Annotated in this window: 16 protein-coding genes; 9 read left to right on the forward strand and 7 right to left on the reverse strand. The window is 71.5% G+C overall.

Going from position 1 to position 17,258, the window contains the following annotated elements:
* Positions 1–384 precede the first annotated feature (384 nt).
* Positions 385–1,215, reverse strand: a complete 831-nt coding sequence (locus AWQ71_RS12075) for a polysaccharide deacetylase family protein (RefSeq protein WP_067131617.1) — start codon at positions 1,213–1,215, stop codon at positions 385–387.
* 298 nt (positions 1,216–1,513) lie between these two features.
* On the opposite strand from AWQ71_RS12075, the gene AWQ71_RS12080 reads away from it, so the two are divergent.
* A complete protein-coding gene (locus AWQ71_RS12080; protein WP_067131429.1) occupies positions 1,514–2,248 on the forward strand; it encodes an SRPBCC family protein in 735 nt (244 codons plus the stop codon).
* Positions 2,249–2,279: 31 nt separating this feature from the next.
* Positions 2,280–2,969, forward strand: a complete 690-nt coding sequence (locus AWQ71_RS12085) for a DsbA family oxidoreductase (protein ID WP_281196099.1) — start codon at positions 2,280–2,282, stop codon at positions 2,967–2,969.
* Positions 2,970–3,081: 112 nt separating this feature from the next.
* On the opposite strand, the gene AWQ71_RS12090 is transcribed toward AWQ71_RS12085, so the two are convergent.
* The gene (locus tag AWQ71_RS12090) at positions 3,082–3,789 is read right to left on the reverse strand and encodes a thymidine kinase (RefSeq protein WP_245658230.1); all 708 of its coding nucleotides are present in this window, start codon (positions 3,787–3,789) and stop codon (positions 3,082–3,084) included.
* Positions 3,790–4,011: 222 nt separating this feature from the next.
* Between AWQ71_RS12090 and AWQ71_RS12095 the strand changes: the two genes are divergently transcribed.
* From AWQ71_RS12095 to AWQ71_RS12105, 3 genes are all read left to right on the forward strand, one after another.
* Entirely contained in the window at positions 4,012–4,431 is a 420-nt protein-coding gene (locus tag AWQ71_RS12095) for a hypothetical protein (RefSeq protein ID WP_067131440.1), read from the forward strand.
* Positions 4,432–4,583: 152 nt separating this feature from the next.
* On the forward strand, positions 4,584–6,632 hold the full coding sequence (locus AWQ71_RS12100; RefSeq protein WP_067131443.1) for a hydantoinase/oxoprolinase family protein: 2,049 nt from the start codon (positions 4,584–4,586) through the stop codon (positions 6,630–6,632).
* Positions 6,633–6,652: 20 nt separating this feature from the next.
* On the forward strand, positions 6,653–8,524 hold the full coding sequence (locus tag AWQ71_RS12105; protein ID WP_067131446.1) for a hydantoinase B/oxoprolinase family protein: 1,872 nt from the start codon (positions 6,653–6,655) through the stop codon (positions 8,522–8,524).
* A gap of 52 nt (positions 8,525–8,576) precedes the next feature.
* Here the strand turns inward: AWQ71_RS12105 and AWQ71_RS12110 are convergent, their stop codons facing one another.
* Both AWQ71_RS12110 and AWQ71_RS12115 read right to left on the reverse strand, forming a co-directional pair.
* Positions 8,577–9,044 (reverse strand): hypothetical protein, encoded by a 468-nt coding sequence (locus tag AWQ71_RS12110; protein WP_157570303.1) that lies wholly within the window; start codon positions 9,042–9,044, stop codon positions 8,577–8,579.
* 126 nt (positions 9,045–9,170) lie between these two features.
* The gene (locus tag AWQ71_RS12115) at positions 9,171–10,385 is read right to left on the reverse strand and encodes an MFS transporter (protein WP_067131451.1); all 1,215 of its coding nucleotides are present in this window, start codon (positions 10,383–10,385) and stop codon (positions 9,171–9,173) included.
* Between the two features lie 78 nt (positions 10,386–10,463).
* Here AWQ71_RS12115 and AWQ71_RS12120 point away from each other — a divergent pair, with 78 nt between their 5' ends.
* The 3 genes from AWQ71_RS12120 to AWQ71_RS12130 all read left to right on the forward strand — a co-directional run bounded on the left by AWQ71_RS12120 (position 10,464) and on the right by AWQ71_RS12130 (position 13,994).
* Positions 10,464–11,030: an ArsR/SmtB family transcription factor gene (locus AWQ71_RS12120; RefSeq protein WP_169806551.1), complete on the forward strand. Its 567-nt coding sequence runs from the start codon at positions 10,464–10,466 to the stop codon at positions 11,028–11,030.
* A 208-nt stretch (positions 11,031–11,238) separates the two neighbouring features.
* Positions 11,239–12,510, forward strand: coding sequence for a CaiB/BaiF CoA transferase family protein (locus AWQ71_RS12125; RefSeq protein ID WP_084258799.1), 1,272 nt, complete (start codon positions 11,239–11,241; stop codon positions 12,508–12,510).
* The gene (locus AWQ71_RS12130; protein ID WP_067131457.1) at positions 12,507–13,994 is read left to right on the forward strand and encodes a carboxyl transferase domain-containing protein; all 1,488 of its coding nucleotides are present in this window, start codon (positions 12,507–12,509) and stop codon (positions 13,992–13,994) included. The genes AWQ71_RS12125 and AWQ71_RS12130 overlap by 4 nt, the downstream gene beginning before the upstream one ends.
* A 10-nt stretch (positions 13,995–14,004) precedes the next feature.
* Here the strand turns inward: AWQ71_RS12130 and AWQ71_RS12135 are convergent, their stop codons facing one another.
* The 3 genes from AWQ71_RS12135 to AWQ71_RS12145 are packed head-to-tail and all read right to left on the reverse strand — an operon-like array spanning position 14,005 to position 15,839.
* Positions 14,005–14,586, reverse strand: coding sequence for a hypothetical protein (locus AWQ71_RS12135; protein ID WP_245658231.1), 582 nt, complete (start codon positions 14,584–14,586; stop codon positions 14,005–14,007).
* Positions 14,555–15,013: a hypothetical protein gene (locus AWQ71_RS12140; protein WP_245658232.1), complete on the reverse strand. Its 459-nt coding sequence runs from the start codon at positions 15,011–15,013 to the stop codon at positions 14,555–14,557. The genes AWQ71_RS12135 and AWQ71_RS12140 overlap by 32 nt, the downstream gene beginning before the upstream one ends.
* Before the next feature lie 10 nt (positions 15,014–15,023).
* Positions 15,024–15,839, reverse strand: a complete 816-nt coding sequence (locus AWQ71_RS12145; protein ID WP_067131463.1) for a carbon-nitrogen hydrolase family protein — start codon at positions 15,837–15,839, stop codon at positions 15,024–15,026.
* Positions 15,840–15,939: 100 nt separating this feature from the next.
* Between AWQ71_RS12145 and AWQ71_RS12150 the strand changes: the two genes are divergently transcribed.
* The gene (locus tag AWQ71_RS12150) at positions 15,940–17,100 is read left to right on the forward strand and encodes a pyridoxal phosphate-dependent aminotransferase (protein ID WP_084258800.1); all 1,161 of its coding nucleotides are present in this window, start codon (positions 15,940–15,942) and stop codon (positions 17,098–17,100) included.
* The last annotated feature ends 158 nt before the right edge of the window (positions 17,101–17,258 follow it).

Raw genomic sequence — 17,258 nt, forward strand, 5'->3', positions numbered from 1 at the left:
CGGAGCTCTACAAGTCGTAGTTCTACTTCCAGTAGTACTACAACCTGTAGAGCAATTGGTGGGACGACTGCACCGCGAGATCTTTGTCACATTCGAGGATCGATGCCCCCATGATCCTCGTTCGCGGCACACGTCCGGTTCCATGAGAATGCGGGCCGGGCGGTCCCTGAGTGAAGGGACCGCCGACCTGGCTCTCCGGGAACGTCTCCTGTGACGCCCGGTTCCGATAATGGACACTTCACCGGAAAACGGCGTCCGCCGCTGGGCTGATTGCCCGGTACGCCGCGCGGGGGACATCGGCGACCCGCGATGGCAGGCCGGTTTGGAAGGCCGCGGCGCCCGGGACCACGTCCCGGGCCCGTGCGGGCGCCCGGCCGAGGCCGGTCAGGAGACGGGCACGCCTCCGGCCTTCAGGTACGCGTGCAGATCGCCCAGCTCGAACCCGCGGCGCTTGATCTTCTTGACCAGGATCCGGAAGTCCCGGGACAGGTTGGGCCGGAAGTGCAGCAGCAGGATGTCGCCCGGCCGGAGCTGCTTGTCCGGCACCTGGTAGGCGATCTTTCCCTCGGGCTGCACGGTCGCGCTCCACATCATGATCGCCTTGAGGCCGCACTCCGTGGCCGCCTGGGAGGTCGCCGCGTTGTAGTTGCCGAACGGCGGCCGGAACAGGGTGGGCCGGCGGCCGGTCTCCTTGCGGATGAGGGTGGACATCCCGCAGATCTCCGCCTTCTGCCGGTCGTAGCCGAGCGTCCGGAGGTTGGGATGGGTGAACGTGTGGCTCTCGATCGGCGCGCCGGCGTCGCGCAGTGCCCGGAAGTAGTCCCACTGGCCGGCGCCCGTGTACCGTCCGCCGCCGGACGCGGCGTCGGGCGACCCCTTCGCCTCGACCGCGTCGCGCATCGCGAACACGGTGATCGGGATCCCCTCGTCGCGCACCTGCTTGAGGAAGCCGGGGTCCTGCTCCCAGCCGTCGTCGATGGTCAGGAAGACGACCTTCCGCTTGGTCGGGATCATGCTGATCACCGGCACGCCGTTCGCCGGCTTGGGGATCCGTCCGACCTCACCCGGGCGGGGGAGCGCGGCGCGGGGGGTCGGCGACGCGGTGGGCGCGGAACGCGCGCCGCCGGGCGAGGAGGAGCGCGACGTCGCCGGGGCCTTCGGCTCCGCCTGGGTGGTGCCGCCCTCCGCGCATCCCGCGGCCAGAATCAGTCCCATCAGCACGCCTGTCAGACGTCGGTTGCCCTTCATGACCAACAATCTTGGTCCAACCGGACATCCGGTGCGTCTCGTCGATACCTCTCATAAGGGGACGACCGGTACGCCAGACTCGTCCTGACCTGCGGCAAAGCGGCGCGATGTCCGAAGTGTGAAACGGGGCACCTAAGGCGCGGCGCGTGCGGCGCGGAGAGACCTGCCTAGGGTTGATCATGGGTGTGGGCACATGTTGCCCTTATCCACGCTGCCGGAGAGTCCCTAGTCTCCGGAGCCAGAAGGGTGCGGAAGAGGTGATGGTGTGAAGATCACGGGAAGCGCCGTGCTCGGTGTCGAGCGGGGCCGCGTCTGGACGGCGCTGCGGGACCCGGGCGTCCTGGTGTGCACGATCCCCGGATGTGAACGGCTGGAGGCCGTCGGCGACGACGTCTACAAGATGACCGTGAACGCCGGGGTGGCCTCCATCAAGGGGCTCTACCAGGGCGAGGTCGCGCTCTCCGACCCGCACGAGCCGGAGCGGTTCGTGCTGCGGGCCCGGGGGCAGGGCGCGCCCGGCACAGTCGACGCCACCGTGCGCATCAGCCTCAGCGAGGTCGAGGGAGGCACCCGGGTCGACTACGACGCCGAGGCCGTCGTCGGCGGCATGATCGGCGGGGTCGGCCAGCGGATGCTCGGCTCGGTCGCGAAGAAGACCGCGGGCGAGTTCTTCACCGCCGTCGAGGAGCACCTCCTGACCGGACGGGCCGCCGCCGCCCTCGCGGCGTCGGTGGCACCGGTCGTGGTGGGTGCGGCGACCGGCGCGGCCGCGGCCGGAGACCGGGCAGGGACGGAGGTCGGAGCGGACGTCGGCGCCACACCGGCTGTGCCGTACCAGCCGGAGGTGGGGCAGGTGTTCACCCGGGAGGCGGCGATCGCCGGCCGGGCGCAGCGCGCGGGCGTGCCGCCGTGGACGATGTTCGCCGCGTTCGGCATGGGCGCCGGGGTCGCGCTCGGCAGCGCGGTCATCGGATGGGTTCTCGGACGCCAGCGGCGGTGATCTCCGGCCTGAGACGGGCCTGAGACGGGGAATTGTCCCGTGTCGCGGCCGGTTAGAGCAGATCGTGAAGATTGAGATTTTCTCCGACGTCGCCTGTCCGTGGTGCTATATCGGCCACGCAAGGCTCGCCAAGGCCGTGGAGCTCTTCGACGGGGATGTCGAGGTGGTCCACCGGCCGTTCCAGCTCGCCCCGGACGCGGTCTCGCGGAAGGAGCCGCTGCTCGCCGAGCTGGCCCGCAAGTTCGGCGGACCCGCCCAGGTCGCGCAGATCACGCATCGGGTGGCGCAGGCGGCGGCGGAGGACGGGCTGGAGTTCGACTTCGAGCGGGCGGTCCAGGCCAACACCTTCGAGGCCCACCGGCTGATCTGGCTGGCGCAGCGCGCGGGGCGCGGCGCGGAGGCGGTCGACCGTCTCTTCCGCGCGTACTTCCAGGAGGGGCTCGACGTCGGCGACCCGGAGACGCTGGCGAAGCTCGCGGCCGAGCTCGGCGTCACCGACACCGGCGAGGGGGCCGAGGAGGTCCGCGCCGAGCTGGCCGACGCCCGCGACCTCGGCATCAGCGGCGTTCCGCTGTTCCTGTTCGAGGGCCAGTTCGCCGTGTCCGGCGCGCAGCCGGTCGAGACGCTGGTCGCCGCCCTCAACGAGGTCCGCGCCCGCACGGCGGTCGCCTCCGCCCAGAGCGGCGGCGACGCCTGCGACGACGGCTACTGCGCGGTCTGACCGCGGCTCTTGTGGTCCGGTCCCCGGAGGGGCCGTCTGACCGAACCGGGGGCGGTCTCGGCCCGGTCCGGCGGGGGCGGCAAGAGGGGCGCGCGGGAGCGGTGCCGCCCGGTCAGGCGTGGGTCGCGGGTTCCAGGGGACGGGACGCCGCGGCCTCGTCGCCGAGGTCGCCGTTGCGGTGGTGGCGGCGGCACAGCACCCGGTAGTGCACACCCACCTCGCCGTCGGGCTCGGGGGAGCCCACCGGGGCCGTCGAGCCGGTGTCCGCGATGACGACCTGCTCGCCGGTCCTGGCCATCACGCCGCCCACGATCCGGGCGTTCAACCGGCCGGGACGGCCGCACCAGCACAGGACCTCCACCTGCAGCCGGGCGACCTCGTCGGCCAGCTCGAACAGCCGCTGCGCGGCCGGGAACATCTGCGACCTGAAGTCGGACGCCAGTCCGAAGGCGTAGACGTCGATGCCGTGGTCGTCCACCAGGTCGGCGAGCTGCTCGATCTGCTCCATGCTGTAGAAGCACGCCTCGTCGCAGATCAGGTAGTCGATGCGGTCGTACGCGCAGACCAGCTCGACCAGATCGAGGCCGTCCACGACCTCGACGGCCTCGTTGTCGATGCCGATCCGGCTGGTGACCCGGGGCCCGCCCGAACGGTCGTGCTTGGTCAGCACGATGCCGCGCCTGCCTTGCCTGCGGTGGTTGTAGTTCAGCTGCAGGGCCAGGGTGGACTTCCCGCAGTCCATGGGGCCGTAGAAGAACTTGAGCACGGCGTCCCGGGCCCCCTGTGTGGGCGAAGAAGACAAGGCAGACAGATCAGTCACGGGGCGTCAGCTTACTGGTAACGCTCCCGACAGTTGCCGGTCCCGCCCAGGCCACCGCCGCGCCGTACGGAACCTGTCGGACCGGGGCTCCTGGCCCGTACGCGGTGATCTTAGAGAGCGGATTGATGCGGACGAGATATCGCGTGTGCGGCGGGGTGGTGCTGTTGGCGTGATCATGTACAACATGGGACATTCCTCTTCATCGGAATCACGGGAGGTGCGATGACCACGCCAGAGGAGCAGCCGGAGACGCCGAGCCCGCTGGAGGCGATGATGCTCGCCGACGACACGGCGGCGGCCGAGGCGGACGCCGACCGCTGGCGGTACGGGTTCTACGTCGTCCTCACCGGCCTCGTGGTCACCTTGGCGGGCTTCAGCGTCGCCGTGGTGAGCACGGGCCAGGCGAGCACCCTCTTTGCCGGGCTGGCCGGAGTCGTGGGCACGCTCACCGGCGCGTACTTCGGCGTGCAGAGCGGCCAGGCGGGAAAGGCGAAGGCCGAGGCCGAGCTGCGCCGGGTCAACGAGCGGGCCATGCGGATGGCGTCGTACGTCGGTCCGCAGCACATCGAGGAGATCATGGGGCGCGCTCCCGGCGGTGCGGCCGTGACCCGCTGGCCGCGCCCGCCCAAGCAGCGTTCCTGATCCGGTCCTGATTCGGTCCTGATTCGGTCCTGACTGCCGCCCGGTCGGCCCCGGGCGGCAGGCGGGTGACGAGGATTCGCCGATTATTCGGCGGATTATTCGGCAGAGTGCGCCGGTTCCCGCCGTCGGCGGGGGTCGGTAGACACTGGAACATGCCTAGCGTCCGCATCGGGGTCGACACCGGGGGCACGTTCACCGACGTGGTTCTGGTCGACGAGCACACCGGCACGATCGTCACGACCAAGACTCCCTCGACTCCTGCCAACCCCGCCGACGGTTTCATGGCAGGGGTCCACAAAGTGCTGGAGCTGCACGCCCCTTCCCGGGAGGGTGGGCTGGACGGCGTGTCCGGCATCGTCCACGGCACCACCGTCGCGACCAACCAGCTCCTTGAAGACCGCGCCGACGGCACCGCGCACCTCGGGTTCGTCACCACCGAGGGCTTCGAGTTCCTGCTGGAGATCGCGCGGCAGAGCGTGCCCGACGGGTACGGCAACTCCTATTTCTGGGTGAAACCGCCCAGGATCGTCCCGGTGCGCCGGGTCAAAACGGTGGGCGGCCGGCTCGACCACCTCGGCCGGGAGGTCCGGCCGTTCGACGAGGACGAGGCGGTCGCGGCGGCGCGCTGGTTCCGCGACCACGGCGTCACCGCGATCGGCGTCTGCTTCCTCCACTCGTACGCCGACCCGGTCCACGAGCTGCGGATGAGGGACGTGCTGGCCCGCGAGCACCCCGAGGCGGTCGTGTCCCTGTCGAGCGAGGTGCTGCGCGAGTACCGGGAGTACGAGCGGTCGGTGACCACGCTGGTCGACGCCGCGGTCAAGCCGATCATGCGCCGGTACATCCAGAACCTGTCCGACCGGATCGGCCGGCCGTTCTCGGTCATGAAGAGCAACGGCGGCGTGCTCTCGGCCGCCGAGGTCGTCCACCAGCCCATCACCACCGTCCTGTCCGGCCCCGCGGCGGGCGCACTCGGCGCCGCGCTGATCGCCGGTACGGCCGGCCGTCCCAGCGTGATCACCCTGGACGGCGGCGGCACCTCCACCGACGTCGCCGTGGTCGTCGAGGGCGAGCCGTCCCTGACCACCGAGGGGAGCATCGGCCGCTACCCCTGCAAGATCCCGATGATCGACATCGTCACCGTGGGCGCCGGCGGCGGGTCGATCGCGTGGATCTCCCCGGAGGGGACGCTGAAGGTCGGCCCGAAGTCGGCGGGGGCCGACCCGGGGCCGCTCTGCTACGGCCGCGGCGGCACCGAGGTGACCGTCACCGACGCCCACGTCTTCCTCGGCCGGGTGCCCCCGCACCTGCTCGGCGGCGAGATCCCCCTCGACGTGGCGGCGGCCAGAGCGGGCATCGAGGCCCTGGCCGGCAAGCTCGGGCTGACGCCGGAGCGCTGCGCCACCGGCATCCTGGAGATCAGCGCCTTCAACCAGTCCAACGCCATCAGGCAGATCACGGTCAAGCGCGGACTGGACGTGCGCGACTTCCCGATGGTTGCCTTCGGCGGGTCCGGCCCGCTGCTGGCCTGCCGTCTGATCGACATCCTCGGGCTGCCCGCCGCCGTCGTGCCGCCCAACCCGGGCAACGTCTCCGCGTTCGGGCTGCTCACCGTGGACGTCAAGAACGACTACGTCCGCACGCACGTCTCCCGCGCGCCCGCCCCGGAGGCGCTCGCCGGGATCTACGCCGAGCTGGAGGCCGAGGCGGCGGACGCGCTCGACCGCGAAGGGTTCGCCGACCACGTGCACGCCCGCAGCGCCGACCTCCGCTACTACGGCCAGGCGTACGAGGTCCGGGTGGCCGCGCCCGGCGGCGCGCTCGACGACGCCTGGTGCGCGGCCGTGGTCGAGCGGTTCCACGCCGAGCACGAGAAGCTCTACGGGTACGGCTACCGCGACGACCCGCGGCACGCCGTCGAATGGGTCAACCTGCGCGTCTCCGGCATCGGCCCGATCACGCGGCCCGCGCTCGCCCGTGTGCCGGCCCAGGTGGGCGAGGCGAGCCCGGTGGGGACCCGCGAGGTGTTCTACGAGACGTGGGGACGCACCGTGATCTACCGCCGCGCCGACCTCGGCGCGGGGGCCGTCGTCAGGGGCCCGGCCGTCGTCGAGGAGTACGGCTCCACCCTGCCCGTCCACCCCGGCTTCACCGCCACCGTGGACGACCACGGAAACCTGATCGTGGTGAGCGATCGATGAGCGAGTGGAGGAACGAGCCGATGACTTCCCGGAAGGCGGCCCGGAGGACGGCCCCGGCGGACCCGGTGCTCGTGGAGATCGTGGAGGGCACGCTCGCCTCGGTCGAGAAGGAGGTCGAGACCGCCATCGCGCGGACCGCCCGCTCGCCGATGATCCGCGACGCGCACGACTTCCGCGCGGGCATCCACGACGTACGGCTGCGCAAGCTGACCGGCCGGTCGTACTCGGCGCTGGTCCAGCCGATCGTGCGGGACTTCCCGCTGGAGACGATGAAGCCCGGCGACGTCTTCTTCCACAACGACGTCTACCTGTCCGAGGGCGGGATCGGACACCTCCCGGACCTGTGCGTGACCGTCCCGGTGTTCCACGAGGGCGAGGTGGTGGCCTTCGTGCAGGCGTTCGGCCACCACGACGACATCGGCGGGGCCGTCCCCGGCTCGATGCCGTCGCACGCGCGCAGCGCCTTCGAGGAGGGCCTGATGGTGCCGCCGATCAAGCTCTGGGACCAGGGTGTGCCCAACCGCGCCGCGCTGACGATCATGACGCGCAACTCGCGGATGCCGGACTCGCTCGCGGGCGACCTCGACGCCGAGTGCTCCGCCTGCCTCATGGGCGCCAGCAGGCTCGCCGAGCTGTTCGACCGGTACGGCCGGGCCGCCGTCGAGGCGTGCTTCGACGCGATCATCACGAAGACGACCGAGACGTTCCGCCGCGAGCTGCTGACGAAGATCCCGGAGGGCGTCCACGTCTGGGAGGACTACGCCGAGCACGACGGCGTGGACGAGCCCCGGCTGCACACCCAGCGCATCACGCTCACCGTCGACCACTCCGCCGAGGTCCCGCTGACGATCGACTTCACCGGGACGTCGCCCCAGGCCAAGGGGCCGATCAACCACGCGGGCGACTACGCGGACGGCGTCTTCCTCAAGAAGTGGCTCGCGCCGATCCTGCGCAACCTCGCCGACACCCCGGAGCGGATGGCGGAGCTCGACGTGAACGAGGGCGTCGTCCCGCTGATCAAGATGGTGTTCCCGGAGAAGGGCACCCTGCTCACCCCGATCTTCCCGGCGCCCACCAACGCGCGGACGTTCGTGATCCTGCGTCTGCTCGGCGTGCTCGCGGGCGTGCTGGCCAAGGCGACCGGCGGCCGGATGCCCGCCGACCAGGAGACGATCAGGTACACCGGCGTCTACGGCGACTCCGACGACGGGCCGTACCTGATGCGGGAAGTCCTCGGCGGCGGCTCCGGCGGCCGCTGGTACGCCGACGGCGAGGACACGATCCACGTCGTGCCCGACTCGCGCAACATCCCCGTGGAGTTCGCCGAGGCGCGCTGGCCGTTCCGGGTGGAGCGGCTCGGGCTGGCCGTCGACAGCGGCGGGCCGGGGGAGTACCGGGGCGGTCTGGGCTACGACAAGCACATCCGGATGCTGCGCGACGCGTCCTTCATGTCGATCGCCGACCGGTCCATCCTGTCCTGCTGGGGCGTCAACGGAGGCCGCGCCGGCCGGCCGTTCGTCGTCACCGTGGACGGCGTGCCGATGGAGGGCCTGGTCGACGACTTCCCGGTGCGCGCGGGTGAGATCGTCCGGGTGCGCACCACGGGCGGCGGCGGGTGGGGCTCGCCGTACAACCGCGCCCCCGAGGCGGTCGCCGCCGACGTGCGCGACGGCAAGGTGTCCGCAGAGGCGGCGCGGGAGGAGTACGGCGTCGTCCTGCACGGCCCCCGCGACGACCTTCGTGACGACCTTCGTGTCGACTACGCGGCGACGGCCGAGCTGCGCGCGACCCTCCGGGCCGCGGCGCCGGAGGACGCCCCCTTCTTCGACCGCGGCCCCGGGTACCCCACCCTGTCCGATGGTCTTCCGTACGCGGAGGTCGACACCGTCTGATCCGATGCCGGGGTGCCGGGCCCACGCGAGGGGGACCGGCACTCCCGGTGATCTACCGCTTCCCCCAGGGGTTCGTCAGTGACCTGAGGGTCCTGTTGTCAGCGCTCGGCGACGTGTAGAGCCCAAGGGTGACGAAATCGTCGAAGCCGGGCTCCATGGCGAGCATTCTCGTCCGCCAGACTCCGTTGCATTCCGTGGTGACCGCGGTTTTGAAGGGCTCGAACGCGCTGACTTCCGTCGCCAGCATCATGCGGGCGCAGTGGCCGTCGCCGGGTCCGGAGTCGCGGAGCTGCGCGGAGACGGTGACCCAGGTCCGCTTCTCGGTACGGTCCCTGCGCCAGGTCACCGTGATGTTCCGGAGCTGGGCTCTGGCCTTCCCGGTCTCGGGATACTGCAAGTAGGAGATTTTGGTTGTCTTGACATCGATTACGTGCTGAGCGGATGCCGAGGCGGCCGACGGGGCGGCGAGCGCCGCGAGGGTCAGGCCGGCGGCGAGCATGGCGCGGAAAGGTCGATTCATGGTGCCCCCATTGGTGGTGACTGTGCCCGGGGCGATGATCCGACATATCCGTATACGGCCGGTATATCGGCAGGTCGGCGAGGCGAGGCGCAGAGACCGGGCCGGCCAAGGTTCGTGGACACCTGACTAAACAGCGGCCGGCGCAGGCTCGGGAACGGGTGCGCTCTTCGCGGCGGCGAGGTTCCGCCAGAGCAGAACGGAGGCGGACACGCAGATCCCCACGGCGGTGTAGAAGACGGCGGGCAGCCCCGCGAGCTCACCGAGCAGGCCACCGCCCAGGGCGCCGAGCGGCGCCCCGCCCATCCCGATCAGGCGGCCCGCGGAGTTGACCCGGGCGAGCAGCCGCTCGGGCACCACCCGCTGGCGGAGCGAGATCCCGATGACGTTGGTCATGGTGTTGGTCGCGCCGATGATCGGGGCGGCGACGAAGAGCGCCCAGACGGTCGGCACCAGGACGGGCATCAGCAGCAGGAGGGCGTTCACCAGCGACGCGACCACGATCGTCGGGCCCTCGCCGAACATCGCGGCGACGCGGGTGGCGACCAGCGAGCCGAGGATCGCCCCCACCGCGAGGACGGAGGTGACCAGGCCGAAGAGGCCGGGCTCCACTCCGATGCGCGAGTGCGGGCCGACGGCCCACAGGACGAACACGGCGAAGAAGGCGGAATTCGCCAGGTTGACCATGCCTGACCAGATCGACAGCGAGCGGATGACCCGATGGCCGGCGAGGTAGCGCAGCCCTTCGCCGATGTCGGCGCGCAGCGGCTTGGTGGAAACGTTCTCCGTGCGGAACCGGCCGCGCATGCCCAGGAGCAGCAGCCCGGCCGCGCCGTACAGCAGTGCGGGGGCGCCGAAAACGGCCACCGGCAACACGCCGACGAGAACCCCCGCGACAGGTGCCCCCGCGAAGTTGTGGCCCACGGTCTGGGTGGCGAACAGGCGGCCGTTGGCGGTGGACAGCTTGTCGGCGGGCACGACCATGGGCAGCACCGACTGGGCCGCGGTGGCGGCGAACACCTCCGCCGTTCCGCAGATCAGCATGATGGCGATCAGGACGGGAACGGTCAGCAGGTCGAAGGCGGCGGCGGCCGCGGTGATTCCCAGCGCGGCGGCGCGCAGGACGTTGGCCACCACCATGATCCGGCGGCGGTCCAGGCGGTCGGCGATCGCGCCGGCATGCAGGGCGAGCAGCAACCAGGGCAAGGTCATCGCCATGCTCACCAGTGAAACCAGGCTGGGGGAGCGGGTCATGGTGATCGCCAGTAGTGGCGCGCCGGCGAGGAGGATGCCGTCGGCCAGGGTCGACGATGCCGAGGAGCCCCACAGATAGCGAAAGTTCATGGCGGTACCCAAGTGCTAGAGTGAATGTGTGCAAACAGAAGTATGCATAGATTCGTTTGCAAAGACAAGGCTGCACACATGACGGACAACAAGCTGGACGCCGGAGCGTTGAAGGCCTTCGTGCATCCGGTGCGACTGAGGCTGTACGAGCTGCTGGAGGAGCACGGCGCGGCGACCGCGACCCAGCTCGCCGCCCGCGTCGGTGAGAACACCGGCGTGACCAGCTACCACCTGCGCAAACTCGCGGCACACGGGCTCATCGTGGACGCCCCGGAACAGGGCAAGGGCAAGGAACGCTTCTGGCGGACGACGGGGTTCACCGCCGACATCGACGAGCTGCGCAGGAATCCCGAGACCGCCCAGGCGGCGGATGCGCTCGCGACCGCCACCGTCCACCAGCGGGGGGCCGAACTCGCCCGCTGGGTGGAGGAATCGCGTACGGTTCCGCGGCCGTGGGTCGTGGCGAGCCTGCACACCCATCGCGGCATGCGGCTCACCCTCGAACAGCTGGAGGAGCTGAACCGTCAGGTCACAGAACTGCTCGATGCCTTCCAGGAGCGCGTAGGCGACCAGGCGGACGATGAGGCGGTGCGTGTGGTCGTCAACGTCGACGCGTTCCCGGTGGGGATCGATCACCCTTCCTGAGCGGTAGAACACCTGCATGCCCCGGAGGCCGCTGAACGGCTGGGGCGACGTCGACGCGTCGCGGCCGGGCGCGCCCGAGGCCGGGGCGCGGTGATGTCGTACGAAAGTGGTGGGCATCTCGAAGGTGGTCGGCAAGACCTGACAGTTCACCCTCGGAGATGACCTGGCAGGCTTGCCGTGAGGAACCGTTCGCGACGCGGAGGACGATTTGCAGGGACCACTTGAAGGCATCGTCGTTCTGGACCTGTCCCGCGCGCTGGCCGGCCCGCACGCCGGTCAGATGCTCGGCGACCTGGGCGCCCATGTGATCAAGGTGGAGCATCCCTCCTCAGGGGACGAGTCGCGCGGCTGGGGGCCACCCTTCGTCGGCCCAGATCACGACATATCCACATATTTTCTGGCGGCCAACCGCAACAAGCAGTCCATCACGGTGGACATGAAGGCCCCCGAGGGCAAGGAGCTCATCGAGCGGCTCATCCGGCAGAGCGACGTGCTGATCGAGAACTTCCGCACCGGCGTCCTCGACCGGCTCGGCTTCTCCGTCGAACGGCTGCACGAGCTCAACCCCCGCCTGGTCGTCCTGTCCATCACCGGGTTCGGCCATGACGGCCCCGAAGGCGGCCGTCCCGGATACGACCAGATCGCCCAGGGCGAGGCCGGCCTGATGTCCCTCACCGGACCGTCCCCGGACGAGCCGTACCGCGTCGGAGCCTCGATCGCGGACCTGCTCGGCGGCATCCACGGTGCGTACGGCGTCGTCGCGGCGCTCTACGAACGCGAGCGGACGGGCCGCGGCAAGGTGGTGCGCACGTCGCTGCTCGCCTCGGTCGTCGGCGTCCACGCCTACCACGGCACCGCCTGGACGGTCGGCGGCCAGATCCCGAAGGCCGCCGGGAACCACCACGCGTCCATCTCCCCCTACGGCGCCTTCCGCTGCGCCGACGGCATGATCCAGGTCGCCGTCGCCAACGAGGGCCAGTGGCGCAAGTTCGCCGTGCTGCTCGGCATCGACCCCGACACGCCGAAGTACGCCACCAACGCCCAGCGGTTCGCCCACCGCGACGACCTGATCGCCGACCTGGAGAAGGCCCTCGCCGCGCACGACCGGGCGTACTGGCTCGCCTCCCTGGGCGAGCTGGGCATCCCGGCCGGCGCGATCCGCACGATCGATGAGGTGTACGCCTGGGACCAGGTCAGGTCGCAGGGACTCCTCGTCGAGGTGGACCACCCCGTGCTCGGTCCGATCGAGCTGCCCGGCCCGCCGCTGCGCTTCGAGGACCCCGGCTCCGGCCGGGAACTCGCCCGCCACCACGTCGCGCCGCCGATGCTCGGCCAGGACAACGACGCGGTGCTCGGCTGGCTGCGCGCGCGGGAGAGCGAGCCCGGCGCGTCGTCGCCCGAAAGCACGCCCGCGACCTCGAACGGCGCGGACCCCGCGACCTCGAACGGCGCGGACCCCGCGACCGAGAGCGAGCGATGACGAGGCCCGACGCCCGGACGCTGATCCGCCGGGTGCTCGATCCCGGATCGTGGAAGTCGTGGGACGAGCCGCCCGCCGACCCGGTCGAGCCCGGCTCCCCGTACGCCGAGGAACTGCGGGTGGCCCGCGAGCGGACCGGCTACGACGAATCCGTGATCACGGGGGAGGGCACCCTCGACGGCCGCCGCGTCGCCGTCGCGGTCTGCGAGTTCTCGTTCCTGGCCGGGTCGATCGGGGTGGCCGCGGCCGAACGGCTGACCCGGGCGGTCGAACGCGCCACCGCCGAACGGCTGCCCCTCCTCGCCGCGCCCGCCAGCGGCGGCACCCGGATGCAGGAGGGCGCCTTCGCCTTCGCTCAGATGGCCAAGATCACCGCGGCCGTCGCCGCCCATCGCGCCGCCGGCCTGCCGTACGTCGTCTATCTGCGCCATCCGACCACCGGCGGCGTCCTCGCGTCGTGGGGGTCGCTCGGCCACGTGACGGCGGCCGAGCCGGAGGCGCTGATCGGGTTCCTCGGCCCGCGCGTCTTCGAGTCCCTGCACGGCTACCCGTTCCCGTCGGGGGTGCAGCTGTCGGAGAACCTGTACGCCCACGGGCTGGTGGACGCGGTCGTCTCCGCGGAGGACGCGAGGGGGATCGCCATCCGGGCGCTGTCCGTCCTCTGCGCGCCCAGGACGGGCCTGGCCCTCCCGCCCGAGCCCGAGGATGGGGCCGAGGAGGCCGAGGCGTGGGAGGCGATCACCCGCTCCCGCCGCGACGACCGCCCCGGCGTGCGCAGCCTGCTCAAACTGGCCGCCTCCGACGTCACCCCGCTGAACGGCACCGGCGTCGGCGAGAACGACCCCGGCATGCTGCTGGCGCTCGCCCGCTTCGGCACGGTCCCCGCCGTCGTACTCGGGCAGGACCGGCGGCGGCTCAAGGCCGGAGGACCACTCGGGCCCGCCGGGCTGCGGGTCGCCCGCCGGGGCATGCGCCTCGCCTCCGAGCTGGGCCTTCCGCTGGTCACGGTGATCGACACGGCGGGCGCGGCGCTGTCCAAGGCAGCCGAGGAAGGCGGTCTCGCCGCCGAGATCGCCCACTGCCTGGCCGACCTCGTCATGCTGGACGCGCCGACGGTCTGCCTGCTGCTCGGCGAGGGCGCGGGCGGCGCGGCGCTGGCGCTCCTGCCCGCCGACCGGGTGCTCTGCGCCCAGCACGGCTGGCTGTCGCCGCTGCCGCCCGAGGGCGCCTCGGCGATCCTGTACCGGACGGTGGACTTCGCCCCCGAGATCGCCGCCGCCCAGGGCGTACGCGCGGCCGATCTGAAGCGGGACGGCGTCGTCGACCGGATCGTGGCCGAACGGCCGGACGCGGCCTACGAACCCGAAGCGTTCTGCCGCCGGGTGGCCGCGGCCCTCGAATACGAGATCGCGGGCCTGCTCGCCCGGCCCGCCGAGGACCGGTTGGCCGCGCGGCTGGCCCGCTACCGGGCGCTGGGCGCCTGACCGGGCCCGGCTACGCGTCGCCCGCCGCCCGATCGGCGTCGGGCCTGATGGGGACGGAGATCCGCTCCACCCGGACGGACTGGACCTCGTCGCGCGACACGACGACCTCGTAGGCGCCGTGGTCCACCAGCCAGTAGCCCAGCGCCTCGGCGCGCACGCCGCTGTGTCCCGCGTAGGCGATGTGCAGCCCCGGCACGTCGCCTGTGTCGTCCTCGTCCAGGACCACGCAGGGCTCGCCCCCGTACACGCCGACCGTGCGGAGCAGGGTGAGCCACTCCAGCTCGGCGCGGGGGACCTGGCGCCGCCAGTACCCCGCGGCCTGCGTGAAGCCCTCCTCCGGCGACTCGCTGAACAGGACCACATCGTCGTTGTCCGGACCGATGGCGGCGGCGTACGCCTGGCCGCGGTGGCCGGCGACGAAGCCCAGCCCGACCGGCTCGATGTCGCTCATGACCCGTCCCGCTCCGTAGTCGTGGTGGATGCCCTTGTGAATGCCGGGGAAAGCCGCCGCGTCCGCGTGATGCCGCGGCGCCCGTGACAGCGCCCGGTCGTAGGGCCGGTCACGCGGCGGGCCGCCAGGACAGGCCGTCATACCGGGCGAAGATCCGCTCCCCGCTCCCGGTCAGGTGGATGATCTCGGCCCCGGCGGGGATCGGCATCGGCATCGTGTGGAACTGCGGCACCGCGCTGTCCTGCGACGTGGTGTATCCGTTGCCGGCGAACGGCGGTGCATCGTTCCAGTCCCCGCCCCTGTGCGGGGCGTACGGGACGACGTAACTGTCCGTGTCGCGCGCCCGCCAGCGCATGATGTACAGCTCGGGCACCCCCGGCACCAGATCGGACCCCTCGAACTGCAGGTCCAGGGCGGCGACCAGCGCCGCCGGCGTGGTGAACCGGTCGCAGTCCCGCACGCGGTACACGTATCCGGAGATGATCGTCCGCTTTCCCGACAGGCACGGCACGAGCAGCCGCGGCGGGATCACCTTCTGCATCGGCGTTCTGGGTCCCGGCTCGGTCATGACCGACAGTTTACGATCCGGGCGCGGCCTCGCCCGGCGGGCGGGAGAAAATGTCCGCCCGCCGGTGCAGCAGCGAGGGGACCGTGGCGCGCACCTCGGCGCCGAACGCCTGATCGATCTCCACCGTCCGCACGGCGCGCCCGGGGCCGAGGTCGTGCCGTACGACGCCGAGGGGGTCGACCAGCATGCTGCGGCCCACCCCGAAGCCGTCCGAGGCGGAGGGGTTGGGCGCCTGGCCGACCGCGACCGTCCACGTGGTGTTCTCGATGGCGCGGGCCCGGACGAGGGTCGCCCAGTGCTCCTCCTTCATCGGGCCCGACCCCCAGGCGGCGATGACCGCGAACGTGTCCGCGCCCGCGTCGACCAGCGCCCTGGCCAGCTCGGGGAACCGGACGTCGTAGCAGGTGATCAGCCCGACGCGGAGCCCGGCCAGCTCGACCACCACGGGCGCGTCGCCGGCGACGACCAGATCGGACTCGCGGGCGCCGAACGAGTCGAAGAGGTGGATCTTCCGGTAGGCGGCCGTCAGCTCGCCCTCCTCGGAGATCGCCACGGCCGTGTTGCGCACGCGGCCGTCTCCCGGCTCGAACGTCCCGGCGATGACGGCGGTGCGGAACTCCCGCGCCGCGTCGGCCAGCCCCGTCACGAACGGGCCGTCCAGCGGCTCCGCCGTCTCGGTCACCCCCCGGCCGAACCGGGTCAGCGTGGCCTCGGGGAACACCGCCAGCTCGGCGTCCCCGGCCTCCGCGAGCGCCTCACGTGCGGCTTCGAGGTTCGTCTTCGGGTCATGGGAGATCGGGATCTGGCACAGGGCTACGCGTGTCACGGCTCTCAGTCTGCCCGCGCGGGTGGGGTTCCCGCCATGCCTGGGGCGGTTGTCCACAGGCTGATCCGGACGGGGGCGGGGCACCCGGTACATTGCCAGCGTGAGAGAGCCTCTGGTGGCACGGATGCGCGAGTTCGGCACGACCGTCTTCGCGACCATGACGAGACTGGCCGTCGAGACCGGTTCGATCAATCTGGGACAGGGCTTCCCGGACACGGACGGTCCCGAGGCGATGCTGGGGCGCGCCGTCGAGGCGATCCGCGGCGGCCTCAACCAGTACCCGCCGGGCCCGGGCGTCCCCGAGCTCAGGCGCGCGGTGTCCGAGCACCAGAAGGAGTACTACGGCCTCGGCTACGACCCGGACGGCGAGGTGCTGGTCACGGTGGGCGCCACCGAGGCCATCGCGGCGACCGTCCTCGCGCTGTGCGAGCCGGGCGACGAGGTGATCGTCTTCGAGCCCTACTACGACTCCTACGCCGCCGCGATCGCGCTGTCAGGAGCCGCGCGCGTCCCCGTGCTGCTGCGCGTGGACGCCGGGCGGTTCACGTTCGACCCCGACGAGCTGGCCGCGGCCGTCGGGCCCCGCACCCGGGCGATCCTCGTCAACTCGCCGCACAACCCCACCGGCACCGTGTTCACCCGCGAAGAGCTCGCCTCCATCGCGGCCCTGTGCGAGGCGCACGACCTGATCGCCATCACCGACGAGGTGTACGAGCACCTCACCTTCGACGGGGTCGAGCACGTCCCGCTCGCGACGTTCCCCGGCATGCGCGACCGCACCGTGACCATCTCGTCCGCGGGCAAGTCCTTCTCCGTGACCGGGTGGAAGGTCGGCTGGGTCTGCGCGCCGTACGCGTTGGTCTCCGCGGTCCAGGCGGTCAAGCAGTTCATGACCTTCACCTCCAGCGCGCCCTGGCAGCTCGCCGTCGCGTACGGCCTGCGGCACGAGATGGAATGGGTGGCCGCCCAGCGGGCGTCCCTCTCGGCCAAGCGCGACCGGCTGACGGAGGGACTGGTCGCGGCCGGCTTCGACGTGCTCCGCCCCGCCGGGACGTACTTCATCCAGGCCGACATCCGGCCGCTCGGGTTCGACGACGGCCTCGCCTTCGCGCGGCAGCTCCCCGAGCGCGCCGGCGTGGTCGCCATCCCCACGCAGGTCTTCTACGACCACGCCGAATACGGCGCGCGGTACGTGCGGTTCGCCTTCTGCAAGCGCGACGACGTCATCGACGAGGCCGTGGACCGTCTCAAGCGCCTCTGATCCTCCCCGGCCTCCACCGCTTTACCGGACCGCTCCACCGCTCTCCCGGCCTGCCCGCGGGGCAGGCCGGGGCATGTCGTGCGCCCGTGGACCCGGGCGCGGACCGGTGGATGGCGATGACCTGACATGTCCGTTGTCCGCCAGGCGCAGTTGTAGCG

Origin of the sequence: Microtetraspora malaysiensis, assembly GCF_001528665.1 — a bacterium.
In the GTDB taxonomy this organism is placed as follows: Bacteria; Actinomycetota; Actinomycetes; order Streptosporangiales; family Streptosporangiaceae; genus Microtetraspora_A; species Microtetraspora_A malaysiensis.

What these genes read in the sequence shown, in the direction of transcription:
- AWQ71_RS12100 (WP_067131443.1), top strand. Translation starts at nt 4,584, where the DNA reads ATGCCTAGCGTCCGCATCGGGGTCGACACCGGGGGCACGTTCACCGAC.
- AWQ71_RS12120 (WP_169806551.1), top strand. Translation starts at nt 10,464, where the DNA reads ATGACGGACAACAAGCTGGACGCCGGAGCGTTGAAGGCCTTCGTGCAT.
- AWQ71_RS12075 (WP_067131617.1), bottom strand. Translation starts at nt 1,215, where the DNA reads ATGGGACTGATTCTGGCCGCGGGATGCGCGGAGGGCGGCACCACCCAG.
- AWQ71_RS12110 (WP_157570303.1), bottom strand. Translation starts at nt 9,044, where the DNA reads ATGAATCGACCTTTCCGCGCCATGCTCGCCGCCGGCCTGACCCTCGCG.
- AWQ71_RS12140 (WP_245658232.1), bottom strand. Translation starts at nt 15,013, where the DNA reads ATGACCGAGCCGGGACCCAGAACGCCGATGCAGAAGGTGATCCCGCCG.
- AWQ71_RS12130 (WP_067131457.1), top strand. Translation starts at nt 12,507, where the DNA reads ATGACGAGGCCCGACGCCCGGACGCTGATCCGCCGGGTGCTCGATCCC.
- AWQ71_RS12095 (WP_067131440.1), top strand. Translation starts at nt 4,012, where the DNA reads ATGACCACGCCAGAGGAGCAGCCGGAGACGCCGAGCCCGCTGGAGGCG.
- AWQ71_RS12135 (WP_245658231.1), bottom strand. Translation starts at nt 14,586, where the DNA reads ATGACGGCCTGTCCTGGCGGCCCGCCGCGTGACCGGCCCTACGACCGG.
- AWQ71_RS12115 (WP_067131451.1), bottom strand. Translation starts at nt 10,385, where the DNA reads ATGAACTTTCGCTATCTGTGGGGCTCCTCGGCATCGTCGACCCTGGCC.
- AWQ71_RS12105 (WP_067131446.1), top strand. Translation starts at nt 6,653, where the DNA reads ATGACTTCCCGGAAGGCGGCCCGGAGGACGGCCCCGGCGGACCCGGTG.